At 65.2% G+C, this 16,070-nt stretch carries 11 protein-coding genes; 7 read left to right on the top strand and 4 right to left on the bottom strand.

Going from position 1 to position 16,070, the window contains the following annotated elements:
* Window positions 1-182: 182 nt before the first annotated feature.
* The 4 genes from U1738_RS10450 to U1738_RS10435 all read left to right on the top strand — a co-directional run bounded on the left by U1738_RS10450 (window position 183) and on the right by U1738_RS10435 (window position 7,693).
* A complete protein-coding gene (locus U1738_RS10450; RefSeq protein ID WP_332788996.1) occupies window positions 183-2,552 on the top strand; it encodes a TonB-dependent receptor in 2,370 nt (789 codons plus the stop codon).
* 214 nt (window positions 2,553-2,766) lie between these two features.
* Window positions 2,767-3,984, top strand: coding sequence for an argininosuccinate synthase (locus U1738_RS10445; protein WP_332788995.1), 1,218 nt, complete (start codon window positions 2,767-2,769; stop codon window positions 3,982-3,984).
* A 334-nt stretch (window positions 3,985-4,318) separates the two neighbouring features.
* Window positions 4,319-6,025, top strand: coding sequence for a hypothetical protein (locus U1738_RS10440; RefSeq protein WP_332788994.1), 1,707 nt, complete (start codon window positions 4,319-4,321; stop codon window positions 6,023-6,025).
* 9 nt (window positions 6,026-6,034) lie between these two features.
* Window positions 6,035-7,693, top strand: coding sequence for a hypothetical protein (locus U1738_RS10435; RefSeq protein ID WP_332788993.1), 1,659 nt, complete (start codon window positions 6,035-6,037; stop codon window positions 7,691-7,693).
* Here the strand turns inward: U1738_RS10435 and U1738_RS10430 are convergent.
* Both U1738_RS10430 and U1738_RS10425 read right to left on the bottom strand, forming a co-directional pair.
* A complete protein-coding gene (locus tag U1738_RS10430) occupies window positions 7,671-8,816 on the bottom strand; it encodes a GNAT family N-acetyltransferase (protein WP_332788992.1) in 1,146 nt (381 codons plus the stop codon). The genes U1738_RS10435 and U1738_RS10430 overlap by 23 nt on opposite strands.
* A gap of 63 nt (window positions 8,817-8,879) precedes the next feature.
* Window positions 8,880-9,503 carry a class I SAM-dependent methyltransferase gene (locus U1738_RS10425; RefSeq protein WP_332788991.1) on the bottom strand — a complete coding sequence of 208 codons (624 nt, stop codon included), beginning with the start codon at window positions 9,501-9,503 and terminating at the stop codon, window positions 8,880-8,882.
* A 163-nt stretch (window positions 9,504-9,666) separates the two neighbouring features.
* Here U1738_RS10425 and U1738_RS10420 point away from each other — a divergent pair, with 163 nt between their 5' ends.
* Window positions 9,667-9,990, top strand: a complete 324-nt coding sequence (locus U1738_RS10420) for an antibiotic biosynthesis monooxygenase (RefSeq protein WP_332788990.1) — start codon at window positions 9,667-9,669, stop codon at window positions 9,988-9,990.
* Entirely contained in the window at window positions 9,987-11,285 is a 1,299-nt protein-coding gene (locus U1738_RS10415) for an MFS transporter (protein ID WP_332788989.1), read from the top strand. The genes U1738_RS10420 and U1738_RS10415 overlap by 4 nt, the downstream gene beginning before the upstream one ends.
* A 111-nt stretch (window positions 11,286-11,396) precedes the next feature.
* On the opposite strand, the gene rarD is transcribed toward U1738_RS10415, so the two are convergent.
* Both rarD and U1738_RS10405 read right to left on the bottom strand, forming a co-directional pair.
* Window positions 11,397-12,278, bottom strand: coding sequence for an EamA family transporter RarD (rarD, locus tag U1738_RS10410; protein WP_332788988.1), 882 nt, complete (start codon window positions 12,276-12,278; stop codon window positions 11,397-11,399).
* A gap of 233 nt (window positions 12,279-12,511) precedes the next feature.
* A complete protein-coding gene (locus U1738_RS10405) occupies window positions 12,512-14,806 on the bottom strand; it encodes a CDC48 family AAA ATPase (RefSeq protein ID WP_332788987.1) in 2,295 nt (764 codons plus the stop codon).
* A gap of 359 nt (window positions 14,807-15,165) precedes the next feature.
* Between U1738_RS10405 and U1738_RS10400 the strand changes: the two genes are divergently transcribed.
* Complete coding sequence (locus U1738_RS10400) at window positions 15,166-16,056, top strand: LysR substrate-binding domain-containing protein (RefSeq protein ID WP_332788986.1); 891 nt, start codon at window positions 15,166-15,168, stop codon at window positions 16,054-16,056.
* Window positions 16,057-16,070: the final 14 nt, after the last annotated feature.

Below are 16,070 nucleotides of genomic sequence, written 5' to 3'. Positions count from 1 at the left end.
GGCGGTTCGCGCGCGCGAATGCCAGCTTTTCCGATCGATCCGGCGCGCGGGAGGCGTTGTCGCTCCACCGCTCCGTCGGAGAAGCGTCGCTTTAGAGTGGACTTGTGCCGCATCGATCACTGTATATGGCGAGATACGGCGACTCGCGACCAAGCGGGTGCCGGTCAAATCAGGGAAATACAATGCGGTTGAAGGTAATTCTTCTCCTATCGGCGGGGCTGTTCGGTGCGGTTCCGGCCTTCGCGCAGGCCCGGACAGATGCGCCGACGACGATCCAACCCGACGATCTCGACGGCGACGTGATCGTCACAGCACGCCGCCGCAACGAGAATGCGCAGACCGTGCCCGCCTCGCTCTCGGTGGTCGGCGGCGCGCTGATCGACCGGTCCTACACCGTCAACACGCAGCAGCTGGCGCAGTTGGTGCCGGCGCTGAACTACAGTTCGGCCAATCCGCGCAACACGGCCTTTACCATTCGAGGCCTCGGCAGCAGCGTCGTCGCGGTCAGCCAGGCCAATGACGGGCTGGAACCGGGCGTCGGCTTCTACGTCGATCAGGTCTATCACGCCCGCCCCGCCACCGCCGCGTTCGACTTCACCGATATCGAGCGGGTCGAGGTGCTGCGCGGGCCGCAGGGCACGCTGTTCGGCAAGAACAGCACGGCCGGTGCGATCAACATCACCACGCGCGCGCCCACCTTCACGCCCGAGGCGAGCGAGGAGATTTCGGTCGGTAGCTACGATTTCGTGCAGGCCAGGGCGTCCGGCTCGGGCCCGATCACCGATACGCTCGCCTTCCGCCTCTCCGGCGTCACCACGCGGCGCGATGGGGTGATCCGCAACGTGCGCACCGGTGCGAAGCAGAACGCGATCGGCAACCAGGCGGTGCGCGGGCAATTGCTGTTCCGCCCGTCCGAGGATTTCCAGTTCCGCCTGAGCGCGGACTTCACCAATTTCCAGAGCGAATGCTGCACCCAAGTCTATGTCCGCGCGGTCGAACGGCCGGCGACGCTGCGCACGCTGACCCGGCAATATGCCTATCTCGCCGCCAACGCGCCGGGCGGGGCCTATACGCCGCCGAGCGTCAACCCCTATGACCGCGTGACCGATATCGACGCGAAGCTCGGCGTAGACACCAATGAAGGCGGCGTCTCCGGCATCGCCGACTGGAAGCTGGGCGCGGCGACGCTCACCTCGATCACCGCGTGGCGTTTCTGGAACTGGGATGCCGCCAACGATCGCGACTATACCGGCCTGCCGATCCAGCTCGAACAGCACATCCCCTCCCGCCAGGACCAGTACAGTCAGGAACTGCGCCTCGCCTCGAACACGGACGGCGCGTTCAACTATGTCGGCGGGCTGTATGTCTTCCGCCAGCGGATCATCGGCCGGCCGATCTCGATCTACGGCCCGGCCGCGACCTACTGGCTGCTCGGCGGGCCGTCCGCCGCTTTGCCCGCCAATCTGCTCGACGGCTATGGCACCGATGGTCGCACCGATTTCCAGTCGAACAGCTATGCCGCGTTCGGCGAGGTGAATTGGAAACCGGTGGGCGGCCTGACGCTGACCGGCGGCCTGCGCTACACGCACGAAGACAAGAAGGGCGCGTACGACACCTTCACCTTCGGCGGCCCCGCCACGGTCACCGCGGCACAGCGCACCAGCCAGTTGTCGATCCTGCGCGGGCAAAGCTATCGCGCGAGCGTCAAGGACGACGACGTCACCGGTCGCGCGAACATCTCCTACCAGTTCGCGCCGAATGTGCTCGGCTATGCCAGCTTCGCGCGCGGCGCCAAATCGGGTGGGATCAACATGTCCGGCCTGCCGCTCGATACCGCCAACCAGCCGGTGCTGAGCACCGCCGTCGTCCGCCCGGAACGCAACACCGCCTATGAAATCGGCCTGAAGACGCAGGCGTTCGACCGCCGCCTGACCTTCAACATCGACGGCTATTACACGCGCGTCACCGATTTCCAGGCCAACGTCACCGATACGGCGGCGACGGTGGCGCTACGCACATACCTCGCCAACATCCCCAAAGTGACGGTGAAGGGGTTCGAGGCGGATGCGACCGCCAACATCACCCGCGATTTCCAGTTGCGCGGATCGGTCGCCTATGCCGATGGCAAATATGTCAGCTATCCGCAGGGGCCGTGCCCGATCGAACTAATCGGCAATAGCACGACGGTGTGCAATCTGAGCGGCAAGGCGCTGCCGAGCTTGCCGAAATGGTCGCTGACGATGGGCGGCGATTACACGCATCCGATCACCGATAGAACGGCTGTGTTCCTGCACGCCGATGCCAACAGGCGCACGAAGCAGTTCGGCGATCCGACCGGTTCGGCCTTCACGGTGATCGGCGGCTATACGATCGTCAACGGCAGTGTTGGGGTCCGCTTCGGCAAGGGCCTCGAACTCGCGGTGTTCGCACGCAACCTGTTCGACAAAGACTACCTCCAGAACGTGACGATCCAGGCGGGCAATTCCGGCCTGATCGTCGGCACCCCCAGTGACCCGCGCACGATCGGCGTGACGCTCAGGGTGCGGCAGTGAGGGGGTCTCCGTTTTGAATTGTTCCCCGGCGAAGGCCGGGGCCCAGTCGGGAAACAGAAGCTGGCTGGTGCTGCGTGACGTAACCTCGACCTTCGCGACTGGGCCCCAGCCTCCGCCGGGGAAGCGGAAGGGGAGGACTCTGCGCGCAATGCTTGCCCTCCAACGACACGGCTGATACCCGCCCGCGACCCTAATGTCCGCCGGAGCTTCTCCCATGTCCGATCAGATCAATCGCGTCGTCCTCGCCTATTCGGGCGGTCTCGATACCAGCGTGATCCTGAAATGGCTGCAACAGACCTACAAGTGCGAGGTCGTGACGTTCACCGCCGATCTCGGCCAGGGCGAGGAACTGGAGCCGGCGCGCAAAAAGGCGGAGATGGCCGGGGTGAAGCCCGAACACATCTTCATCGACGATCTGCGCGAGGAATTCGTGAAGGATTACGTCTTCCCGATGATGCGCTCGAACGCATTGTATGAGGGGCTGTATCTGCTCGGCACGTCGATCGCCCGGCCGCTGATCGCCAAGCGCCAGATCGAGATCGCCAAGATGCTGAACGCCGACGCGGTCAGCCACGGCGCGACCGGCAAAGGCAACGATCAGGTGCGCTTCGAACTCGGCTATTACGCGCTGGCACCCGACATCAAGGTGATCGCACCGTGGCGCGAATGGGATCTCACCAGCCGCACCAGGCTGATCGAATTCGCCGAACAGCACCAGATCCCGGTCAGCAAGGACAAGCGCGGCGAGGCCCCGTTCTCGACCGACGCGAACATGCTGCACACCTCGTCGGAAGGGAAAGTGCTGGAGGATCCGTGGGATGAAGTCCCGGATTACGTTTACTCGCGCACCGTGAACCCGGAGGACGCGCCGAACGAGCCGGAAGTCATCACGATCGATTTCGAACGCGGCGACGGCGTGGCCGTCAACGGCGTCGGCATGTCGCCCGCGACCTTGCTCGAAACGCTGAACGAGATGGGCCGTCGCCACGGCATTGGCCGGCTCGATCTGGTCGAGAACCGCTTCGTCGGCATGAAGTCGCGCGGCATGTACGAAACGCCGGGCGGCACGATCTATCACCTCGCGCATCGCGGGATCGAACAGCTCACGCTGGATCGTGGCGCGGCGCATCTGAAGGACGAACTCGCGCCGCGTTATGCCGAACTGATCTATAACGGCTTCTGGTTCTCGCCCGAGCGCGAAATGCTGCAGGCGGCGATCGACCACAGCCAGGAGAAGGTGACCGGCACGGTGCGGCTGAAGCTGTACAAGGGATCGGTGATCGTCACCGGGCGCAAATCGCCTTTCTCGCTCTATTCGGAAAAGGTCGTGACGTTCGAGGACGATCAGGGTGCTTACGACCAGCGCGACGCGGCGGGCTTCATCAAGTTGCAGGCGCTGCGTCTGCGGCTGCTCGGGCGGCGTGATCGGTAGTAGCTTCTCCTTCCAAACGCCAAATACACCACCGTCACCCCGGACTGGATCCGGGGTCCATCACGCGGCTTTCGATGAGGTCTATCGGGAAGTATTCGCCTGCGGCACGTTGGACCCCGGATCAAGTCCAACGTGGCGGAGAATATATGAGCCCGTATCTGCTTGAAATAAGTCGGTGCGTAGGAAGATGGACACCTCTTCGGTCGCCACCGGGCAAATTTATTCCTTACAATTACGGCACTCCACTTGCCCGAAGAACGGTGGATTAACCGTTCCGCGCTAAACCCCTCGCATGGATTTGACGGCAGCAAAGCGCGATTGGCGGGGGGATGCAGTGGCGGCATTCGTGCTCGCGCTGTTGCTCGCCGTCGCGTGGAGCTGGCGCGACTGGCATGATCTGTCCGCGCTGCGCCTGCCCGATACCGACGATGTGATGCGCCTGCAGCAGATCCGCGACTGGCTCGCCGGGCAGCGGTTCAGCGATCTGTCGCAGCACCGGCTCGGCGCGGATCCCGGTCTCGCGATGCACTGGTCGCGCCTGCCCGATCTGGTGCCGGGCGCGATCATCGCCGCGCTCGTGCCGATGATCGGTCGGCACGGTGCGGAAATCGCCGCCGTGATCGCCTGGCCGGCCATGCTGCTCGCCACCGCTCTGTTCCTGATCGCCCGGATCGCGCGCACGCTCGGCGGGCCGGAGATCGCGCGCACCGCTTTGATCGTCGCGGCCATCGCCTATCCCTCCTCGACGATCTTCCTGCCCGGACGGATCGACCATCACGGTTTTCAGGTCGTGCTGCTGCTCGTCATGGTTCATGCGTTGACCGTGCGGCATGGCATGGCGCGCGGGCTGTTCGCCGGGTTCGCCGCCGCCGCCAGCATCGCGATTGGCCTGGAAACCTTGCCGTTGATTGCGGTCGCCGGCGGCGTGGTCGTGATCGGGTGGATCGGGGCCGATACGGACGACACGCTAATGGGCTTCGGCATCGCGCTCGCCGCCGGTCTGCTCGCCGCCAACACCGCGCTCCGGACCGATCAGTTCCTGTATCCCGCATGCGACGGCTTCACCGCGATCACCTGGCGCGTGGCGCAATTCGCTGCCTTCGCCCCGATCGTGCTGGCGATCGCCGGCTATGCCAGTCAGCGACGCGACGTGCGGATCGCGCTGGCCGGACTTGCGGGCGCGGTGACCGCTTATGGCGTCTGGCATGCCGCGCCGATCTGCCTGTCGCCCTACGGCCATGTCGATCCGATGCTGGCGCGCTTGTGGCTGGCGCATGTCGGCGAGGCGCAGTCGCTGTTCGCTGCGCCCACCGCGACGGCGGTCGGCTATGCCGGCCTGATGGTCGCCGGGATCGTCGCCAGCCTGTGGCGGCTCTATCGTACGCATAACGGCCTGTGGGCGACGTTGCTCGCCTTTCAGGTCGGCGCGTTGTTGCTGACCTGTCTGCAATTGCGCGGCGCCTATGCCGGCGCGATCCTGGCTGCGCCCGCGCTGGCCGCTGTGATCGCGGTGGCACGGCGACGCGGTACGCCCGCGCTGGCGGCGGCATGGATCGGATCGGCGGGAATGCTCTATCCGATCGCCGCCAACGCGTTCGTCCCGGTCCCGCAAGGCGATGACCGGCGCGCCACCGGTGGCGGATCGTGCACCTCGACCGAGGCTCTGGCGCGGCTTGCCCGCTTGCCGCAGGGCCGGTTGCTCGCTCCGCTCGATCTCGGTGCCTATGCGATCGGCGCGACTAAATTGAGTGTCGTCGGCGCGCCTTACCACCGAAACAATGCCGGCAACGGCGCGGTCTATCGCTTCTTCCTCGGCACGCCCGCCGCCGCACAGGAGATCGCGAAGGGCTGGCACATCCGCTATGTCGCCTTGTGCCCGGACAGCTTCGGCGAACTCGGCGCGGCCGATCCGCGCAGCCTGATGGCACGGGTCCGCGCCGGCCATGCACCGGCCTGGATGCGACCAATCGAGGGTCCGGATGACGGTTTGACGCTGTTTGAGGTGCAACCGCGCTTGTTCGGGCGGCCCCCGACGCTGTAAGGCCGTTCGATGCAGGGCAAGTTCGAGCAGGGCGGGGAAGACAAGCTCCACTGGTGGCAGACGCGGTGGTTCGTGGCGTTGATGGTGTTCGTCGCCATCATTCCGTTGCTGAAACCCGATATTCCGCCATTGGTCGACCTGCCCGGCCATATGGGCCGCTACCGCGTGCAGCTCGACATGAACACGGTGCCGTGGCTGGCCGACTGGTATGATTTCCAATGGTCGATGATCGGCAATCTCGGCATCGATCTGTTGATCGTGCCGCTGGCACCGGTGTTCGGGCTGGAACTGGCGGTCAAGCTGATCGTGATCTGCATTCCGGCGCTGACCGTGCTCGGCTTGCTGTGGATCGCGCGCGAAGTGCATGGCCGCATTCCGCCGACCGCCTTGTTCGCCCTGCCGCTGGCCTACAGTTTCCCGTTCCAGTTCGGCTTCGTCAATTTCGCGCTGGCGATGGGCATCGCGCTGAACGCATTTGCGTTGTGGCTCAGGCTCGCGCGGCTCGGGCATCTGAAATTGCGTGCGGCGATCTTCCTGCCGCTCTCCGTCGCTTTGTGGATCTGCCACACGTTCGGCTGGGGCGTGCTCGGCGTGCTCGCCTTCTCGGCGGAAATGGTGCGTCAGCACGATGCGATGACCGGGCGGCGCGTGCCCGGCACCCTTTGGCAACGTGTGAAGCGCGGCCATTGGATCGAGGCGTGGTTCAAGGCCGGCCTAAACTGCCTGCCGCTCGCCATCCCGATGGTGATGATGATCCTGTGGCGCTCGGGCGATCACGTGACGGGGCAGACCGGCGACTGGTTCAACTGGCAGGCCAAGATCAGCTGGCTCACCAAGGTGCTGGCCGACCGCTGGCAGACCTTCGACATCGCCTCGACCGCGTGCCTGTACCTGATCCTGTTCAAGGGCTTCCGCGACCCGAACATCGAATATTCGCGCAATCTCGGCCTCTCGGCTCTGTTCCTGCTCGCCGTGTTCATCCTTCTGCCGCGCATCGTGTTCGGATCGGCCTATGCCGATATGCGCCTCGCGCCGTTCATGATCGCGATCGCGGTGATCGCGCTTCGCCCACGTGCCGGACTGTCGATGCGCGGCGCATCGACGCTGGCGATGCTGGGCTGCGCGTTCTTCCTGGTGCGGATGGGCGCGGCGACGGTCAGCTACTGGATGTTCGACCGAACGTACGATCGCGAATTGAAGGCGCTGGAACATGTGCCGGTCGGCGCGCGGCTGGTGACGTTCGTCGGGCAGGAATGCGGCAACCGCTGGTTCATGACCCGGCTCGAGCATTTTCCCGCGCTCGCGCTGGAGCGCAAGCTGGCCTATTCGAACGACCAATGGTCGATGGCCGGCGCGCAGTTGCTAACCACGAAATATACGCTGGCGGGCAAATTCTCGCACGATCCGTCGCAGATCGTCACCAGCATCCAATGCCCGCGCGAATGGTGGCGCCCGATCAACCGCGCGCTCGCGCGCTTCCCGCGCAAGGCCTATGATTATGTTTGGTTGATCGAGCCGCCGGCGTACGACGCGAAATACAATCAGGGGCTGGTCGAGGTGTGGCGCGACGGCACCAGCGTGCTGTTCAAGGTCGATCACTCGCGCCCCGGTGTGTTCGTCAGCGATGCCGAGATTCACCCCAAGATCATCTGGCGCTCGCCTTTCTGAACGGCGTTAGTTCGCCGAGATACTCCTGATCCGCTTCGACCGATTCCCGTTCGCGTGCGATAAAATCGGCAATCGCGCGACGGAAGTTCGGATCCGGAATGTAGTGCGCCGACCAGGTCGTGACCGGCGCATAGCCGCGCGCGAGCTTGTGTTCGCCCTGCGCTCCGGCTTCCACCGTCGTCAGCCCGCGCGCGATCGCGGCGTCGATCGCCTGATAATAACACAACTCGAAATGCAGGAACGGCACGTCTTCGCGACAGCCCCAATAGCGGCCGTACAGCGTATCCGCGCCGATCAGGTTGAGCGCGCCGGCGATCGGCACGCCGTCGCGCTCCGCGAAAATCAGCAGCACCCGGTCGGCCATTTCCTGTCCCAGCAGCGTGAAGAATTCGCGGGTGAGATAAGGCCGGCCCCATTTGCGGCTGCCGGTGTCCTGATAGAAGATCCAGAAGGCGTCCCAATCCGCTTCGGTGATCGCCTCGCCGGTGAGGTGGCGGATCGTCAGCCCCTCGACCGCCGCCGCGCGCTCCTTGCGGATCGCCTTGCGCTTGCGGCTGGCGAGCGCGCCGAGGAAATCGTCGAAATTCGCATATCCGTCGTTGCGCCAGTGGAATTGGGTGCCGGTGCGGATGAGCCAGTTGGCCGCTTCGAACATCGGGACCTGTTCCGGCGCGATGAAGGTGGCGTGGGCGGAGGATAGAGCGTGCTGATCGGTGACGGCTTCGATCGCGGCGATCAGCGGCGCGGCATAAGCCTCGTCCTTCAACAGCAGGCGCGAGCCGGGCACGGGTGTGAACGGCGCGCAGACCTGAAGCTTCGGATAATAGCGCCCGCCGGCCCGCTCCCACGCCTCGGCCCAGCCGTGATCGAAGACATATTCGCCCTGGCTGTGGCTCTTGGCATAAGCCGGAGCGATGGCGGCGGGATGGCCGTCGGGTCCGTCGATGACGATCGGAATCGGCTGCCACCCGGTACGCGCGGTGGCGCTGCCGGATTGTTCGAGGATCGACAGGAAAGCGTGGCTGAGAAACGGATTGTCCGCGCCCGCACAGGCATCCCAGTCGGCAGCGGGGATCGCGGCGACGCCGTCGGCGATTCTGGCGGTGACGGCGGTGTCTGGCATTACGATCCAGGTAGGGCGTTGAACGGGTTAGTCCAAGGCTTGCGCATCACCGGATGGGCCGGTTCATTCCTTCCAGCCCCAATAAAGCTGCGCTGGCGGCACGTTCCACCATTCCATCTCATGATCGATCTTGGGCAGATAGGGTTCGATGAAGTCGCGGCATTTGGGCGAATATTGATAGACCAGGAATGCGCCGCCTGTCCGTAGCACCTCCCCCGTCGCCAGGCCGATCGCATCGCCGACACCGGCCGGCAGGGTCGAGAAAGGCAGCCCGGACAGCACGTAATCGGCCTTCTCATGGCCGTGATCCGCGACGATCCGGATGACGTCCGCGGCCGAACCCAATACGACCGAAAAGCGCGGATCGACGATTTCATGGCGCAGGTAGCGGACGAAATCCTCATTGGTGTCGATCGCGATATAGGTCGCGTCGGCGGGCAGATTGTCGAGAATCGTACGGCAGAAGGTGCCGACGCCGGGGCCGTATTCGACGAAGACCTTGGTATTGGCCCAGTCGCAGCGCTTGAGCATCCGGTTGACCAGGGTCTGCGAAGACGGAACCAGCGCGCCGACCATCACCGGGTGTTTGAAGAAGCCCTTCAGGAACATGCTCCAGGGCGAGGAGACGCCGGCTGCCTGTCGAAGCTGTCGGCGTTGGCGCCGTGCGGCAGCGGTAGAAACGGGCACAGGCGATCCTTGTTCTGGTAACGATTCCGGCGGTCTTGACGACATGCTGCGGGCATCCGTCGCAAACTTGTAACGAACATTCAAGCACTCGGGTTGCACGTGTGTCTCACCCTCATGGTTTCCACGGTGTTGCGAACAGGGCCGAAACGTCTAAGCGAAGGTTATGCAGGACGATCGGACGGGGCAGATCGCGGTCATCTTCCTGTCGTGCCGTACGATCGCGGACGACACGGGATATGGCGAGGCGGCGGAGGCGATGGGGCAGCTGGCGGCAACCCAGCCGGGCTATCGCGGCATCGTCTCGACGCGGGGGGCTGACGGTTTGGGCATCACGATCAGCTACTGGGCGGACGACGCCGCGGCGATCGCGTGGCGTGACAATGCCCAACACACCGCGATCCGCGAACAGGGCCGCGCGCGCTGGTACGACAGCTACGAGGTGATCGTGACTCGGGTCGAGCGCAATTACGGCTGGATCCGCGCATGAAGGTGCCCACGAAAACCGGCGCGAAGATCGAGCGCGATTTCATCCTGCTGTTCGTCGTGATGCTGACGATCGCGGCGGGCAATACCGCATTGCAATCGGTGCTGCCGGCATTGGGGCGCTCGCTGAAAGTGCCGGACAGCGCGGTGGCGGCGGCGTTTTCGGTCTCGGCCCTGCTATGGGTCCTGTCGGCACCGTTCTGGGCGAACCGATCGGACCGGCACGGGCGTCGCGCGATGATCCTGCTCGGCCTTGGCGGGTTCACCAGCTCGCTCCTGCTGTGCGGACTGGCGCTGGCCGCCGGGATCAACGGCTGGATCGGCGGCGTGACGGCCTTCGTCGCCTTCATCGCCGGGCGTCTGCTATATGGCTCGTTCGGGTCGGCCGCGCCGCCGGCGGTGCAGGCCTTGGTTGCCGGGCGAACGACGCGCGAGGAACGCACGCGGGCGCTGACCCTGCTCGGTTCGGCCTTCGGACTGGGCACGATCCTGGGGCCGGCGATCGCGCCGTACCTGACCTTGGGCCATATCGGCGGTGTCGAGATCGGGCTGGCCGGGCCGGCCTTCTTCGCCGCCGCGTTCGGCGCGTGCATCTTCTTTGCCGTACACCGGATGTTGCCGAACGATCTCGTCCCGCAACCCGGCACGCACGGTGCGGCGATCGCCTATCCCTCTGTCGGCGGCCAATCGTCGGGCGCGAGCGTGACGGCGGCGACGCACGAGGTGAGCGAACCGGTCGGCTATACCGATCCGCGCGTTCGCAGCTGGATGATCATGGGGCTGATCATGGGCCATGCGCAGGCGATGACCGGGCAGGCGATCGGCTTTCTGGTGATCGACCGGCTGCATGTCGCGCCGGTCGAGGCGCTACAGCCGACCGGGCTGGTGCTGATGATGGGCGCAGGCTCCGCCTTGCTGGTGCAATGGGGGCTGATCCCGATCCTGAAGCTCGACCCGAAGCGGCTGGTGCTGGTCGGGCTGGTGCTGGCGGCGGCGGGCTGTGCGCTCACCGGCATCGCGACGTCGTTGTACAGCATCGCCATCGCCTATGCGCTGGCCTCGGCCGGGTTCGGCTTCACCCGGCCGGGCTTCACTGCCGGATCGTCGCTGGCGGTCGGGCCGGAGGCGCAAGGGTCGGTGGCGGGCAAGGTGACGTCGGTCAACGGCGCCAGCTTCGTCCTCGGTCCCTCGATCGGCGTCGGGCTGTACGAGGCGCAGCATTCGCTGCCGTATCTGACGGCGGCGGCGGCTTTGGTGGTGGTCTTCTTCTACGGCTGGAAATCGCTCAGGACGGTTTAGGCCCGATTCCCAGTATCACCGTTCGTGCTGAGCCTGTCGAAGCACATGCCCCGAACTCTCGTTCGCTTATGGAACACGCCCTTCGACAAGCTCAGGACGAACGGTTGTAAGTCAATCTGGAGACACGACGGCCTCACGCCGCGCCGCCAGCGTCGCGCCGGTCAGATAGATCGCCAGCGACAGCCAGATCAGCCCGAACGCCGCCCATTGCGCCGTGCTCAGCACCTCCCCGAACACCGCGACGGCGAGGATGAGCTGCAGCGTGGGTGCCAGATATTGCAGCAGGCCGAGATCGCTGTAGCGCACGCGCTTGGCCGCGGCGGCGAACAGCATCAGCGGAATCGCGGTGAGGATTCCGGCGGCAGGCAGCAGTGCAAAACTCGGCCCATGCGCGAGCGAGGTTCCGGCCAGCGCCAGCCACAATAGCGACGGCGGGGTGAGGATCGCGGTTTCGATCAGCAGCCCGTCGAGCGCATCGACCGGCGTCAGCTTGCGGATCAGGCCATAGATACCGAACGAGAAAGCGAGCGTCAGCGGGATGATCGGCACGCCGCCCTGTTCCCAGGCGAGGAACGCGACGCCGCACGCGGCCAGCGCCACGGCCAGCCCCTCGATCCGGCCCAGCCGTTCGCGCAGCACCAGCGTGCCGAGCAGCACGTTGACCAGCGGGTTGATGAAATATCCCAGGCTAGCCTGAGCAACATGGCCGCCATTCACCGCGAAGATGTAGCACAGCCAGTTGATCCCGATCAGCGAAGCGGACGCCGTGAGCGTGAGCATCAGGCGCGGCGTGGTCGCGATCCGCCAGAGCGCCGGTCCGTGCCGAAAGATCGCGGCGAGGATGACGAGCAAAACGAGCGACCACAGGATGCGATGCGCGAGGATATCTGGCGCTGGAAGCGGCTTGAGCAGCTTGAGGAAGAGGGGCAGCAGACCCCAGATCGCATAGGCGGCGATGGCAAAAGCGATGCCGGGGTTGAGCTTGCGGTTCATGGGGCGGGCTAGAAGAGATTTGCCATTGGCTGGCAACCCGGGACTTGCGCCGAAACCATCGTAAACCCTTAGTCTTGTGTGCTTCCCCGGCGCAGGCCGGGGCCCAGTCGCGAAGGTGGACGTAACGACGCGCAGCGCCCGATCACGTCTGTTCCCCGACTGGGCCCCGGCCTGCGCCGGGGAAGCGTGAATGTCGGAAAAGAGCTATGCTCCGCGATCTGGACGCGTCTTCCTCAATCCACGCCCTTCGACCCGTGCGGCTTCAACTGCCCTGGCGAGATGAAACCGATCGGCTGCAATGCCGACGCATCCTGTTTCAGTTGCGCGGCGATCTGCTGATAATCGCGTTCCATGTCGGGCGTCACGGAGGCGCGGGAATCGGTCAGCGCTTCCTCGAAATGCGCCATCGTGACCTCGCGAATGTCGAGCGAGGAGCGCAATGCGACGAGACCGGCGCGGCGCACCAGATCCTCCAGATCCGCACCGGTGAAGCGATCGGTGCGCCCGGCCAGCACACCCAGATCGACATCGCCGGCCAGCGGCATCTTGGCGGTCTGGATCTTCAGGATGCGCTGGCGGCCGAACTGATCGGGAAGACCGACATAGATCAGTTCGTCGAACCGGCCGGGACGCAGCAGCGCCGGATCGATCAGGTTCGGCCGGTTTGTCGCGCCGATCACGACGACCGATTGCAATTCCTCCAGCCCGTCCATCTCGGCCAGGATCGTGTTGACCACGCGCTCGGTCACTTGCGGCTCGCCCATCCCGCTGCCGCGCGTCGGCACGAGCGAATCGAGTTCGTCGATGAACAACACGCACGGCGCCACCTGTCGCGCACGGCTGAACAGGCGGGCGATCTGCTGCTCGCTCTCGCCATACCATTTGCTCAACAGGTCGCTCGATTTGGTGGCGATGAAATTGGCCTGCGCCTCGCGCGCGACCGCCTTCGCCAGCAATGTCTTGCCGGTGCCGGGCGGGCCATAGAGCAGGAAGCCCTTGGCCGGACGGATGCCCAGGCGGCGGAACGCATCGGGATCCTTCAGGGGCAGTTCGACGCCTTCCTTCAGGCGGTTCTGCGCCGCATCCAGCCCGCCGACATCCTCCCAGCGGACCTTGGGTGCCTCGACCATCACCTCGCGCATGGCGCTCGGCTGCACGCGCTTCAGGGCATCGAGGAAGTCCTCGCGCGTGACCGCCAGTTCATCGAGCACTTCGGGCGGAATCGTGCCCTCGGACAGGTTCAGACGCGGCATGATCTTGCGCACGGCCTCGATCGCCGCCTCGCGTGCGAGCGCGGCCAGATCGGCCCCGACGAACCCGTAGGTGGTCGATGCCAGCTCATCCAGATCGACCTTGTCGCCCAGCGGCATGCCGCGCGTGTGGATGCCGAGGATTTCGCGCCGTCCGCGTTCGTCCGGCACGCCGACGACGATCTCGCGATCGAACCGGCCGGGCCGGCGCAATGCCTCGTCGATCGCCTCGGGCCGGTTGGTCGCCGCGATCACCACCACGTTGGCGCGCGATTCCAACCCGTCCATCAGCGTCAGCAATTGCGCGACGAGGCGCTTCTCCGCCTCGCCCGACACCTGGCCGCGTTTCGGTGCGATCGAGTCGATCTCGTCGATGAACACGATCGACGGCGACGCCTTTTGCGCTTCCTCGAACACCTGGCGCAGGCGCTGCTCGGATTCGCCATAGGCCGATCCCATGATCTCCGGGCCGTTGATCAGGAAGAATTCGGCCGCGGATTCGTTGGCGACCGCGCGGGCCAGCCGCGTCTTGCCGGTGCCGGGCGGCCCGTAGAGCAGCACGCCCTTGGGCGGATCGACGCCGAGTCGCTGGAACAGCTCGGGATAGCGCAACGGCAGTTCGACCATCTCGCGCAATTGGTCGATGGTCCCACCCATGCCGCCGATATCGTCATAGGTGACGTCGGCGCGACGCGCCTCTTTCGGTTCCTCATATTCGGGGCGCAGCTCGATCTCGGTCGTCTCGTCGACATGCACCACGCCCTTGGGGGTGGTGGAGATGACGGCGAGGCGAATCTCCTGCAACGCATAGGCCGGCGCGCGCAGGAATTGCTGCACGCCCGGCGGCATGTCGTCGACGCGCTGCTGCCCGGCGGTGGCGACCACGTCACCCTGCGTCAACGGACGGCCGAAAAACGTGCGTTTGAGCGCCTGGGACGAGCCCTGCAGGCGCAGATTCTGCTGCGCGGGCGCGAACACGACACGCGTCGCCGGCTTGGATTCGACCTTGCGGATCTCGATGAAATCGCCCGATCCGACCCCGGCATTGGCGCGCTGCAACCCGTCGATGCGCAGCAGGTCGAGCCCCTCGTCCTCCGGGTACGGCGCGACGGCGCGGGCCGGGGTGGAGGATTTGCCGACGATCTCGATCACGTCGCCCTCGGCCAGCCCGAGTGCTGCCATCATCGAGCGCGGGACATGCGCCAACCCGCGCCCGCTATCTTCGGGGCGGGCATTGGCGACCTGCAATTTACGGATCGGTGTTTCGCTATCGGCCATCTTGTCTCTCAAACGCGGAATGCGATTATTCAGCGTGCGAGATAGGAAGCGGGTTCCGCGAATACGAGAAGAGCGGCGGCAGGCGGGGGCCGCTTTACGCCGGGCATGAAACCCAAGTCGTTGAAAAGACAAAAAAAGGGCCAGCCCCGAAAGGCCGGCCTTGAAAAGTTTTAGGAGAGGATGCCTGAAAGGCCTGATCGTTGTGCGCTGCGAGCGGTTTTTGTGCAAGTGCGAAAAGAAATACGGCGGTTGCATTTTTTGCACGCATTCCCGACATTGTACCTAGGTGGTATGCGCGCCGTATAGGATATGGTGCCGTGTGCAGTGCAGCATGAAGCTTCTCGAAGATTGGAGGGTCGATGCGTAGATTACCGCCGCTGACCGCGATCGAGGCGTTCGTGCAGGTCGCGCGCCTGGGGTCGATCAAGGCCGCCGCGCAGGAACTGGCGCTGTCGCCACCCGCGCTCAGCCGACGGGTGCAGGCGCTGGAGCGCTTCATCGGCAAGCCGCTGTTCGAACGGCGCCATCAGGCGGTGGTCCTCAACATGGACGGCGAACGGCTGCTCGCGCAGATCGCGCCGGCGATCGACAGCCTGTCCGATGCGGTCGAGACGATGACCAGCGGGGCGGACGTGTTGCGGCTGCGGCTGGGCATCCTGCCGCTGTTCGCGTCGCAGCGATTGTTCCCGAAACTGGGCGAATTGCGCCTCCGGCATCCCGAACTGCATCTCGATATCGATACCGCCGCGCATGGCGTGACCCGGCTCGGCGACGGTCTGGACGCGGTGATCGCGCTGGCGCGAGAGATCGACCCGACCTTGTATGCCAAGCGGCTCGACCGCAATTCGGTCTATGTGATCGGATCGAAGACTTTAATCGAGGGGCCGAACCCGATCACCCGGCCGGACCAGCTCGCCGGGCTGACCGCCCTGGTCCACCGCGAAATGCCCGATACGTTCAGCGCCTGGCGCCGCGCGGCGGGCCTGCGCGACATGGAGCCGCTGGCGATCGACCATTTCGATTCCGGGCAATTGATGCTGGAGGCGGCGGCGCAGGGGCTGGGCATCGCCTTCATGCACGAAAGCCATTTCGAGGATGCGCGCGACGACCGGCTGGTGCGCCTGTTCGATATCGCGGTGGAGAGCCCGTACAGCTATTGGTTCGTCTGCCGCCCGCGCGCGCTGACGCAGAAACCGGTGCGGCTGTTCCACGACTGGCTGATCGAGGCGGTCGCGGATTCCGGGGTTTGATTTTACAGACCCCT

The organism is Parasphingomonas caseinilytica (assembly GCF_036663755.1).
GTDB lineage: Bacteria > Pseudomonadota > Alphaproteobacteria > Sphingomonadales > Sphingomonadaceae > Sphingomonas.
This window is presented reverse-complemented; position numbering and strand designations above follow the sequence as displayed.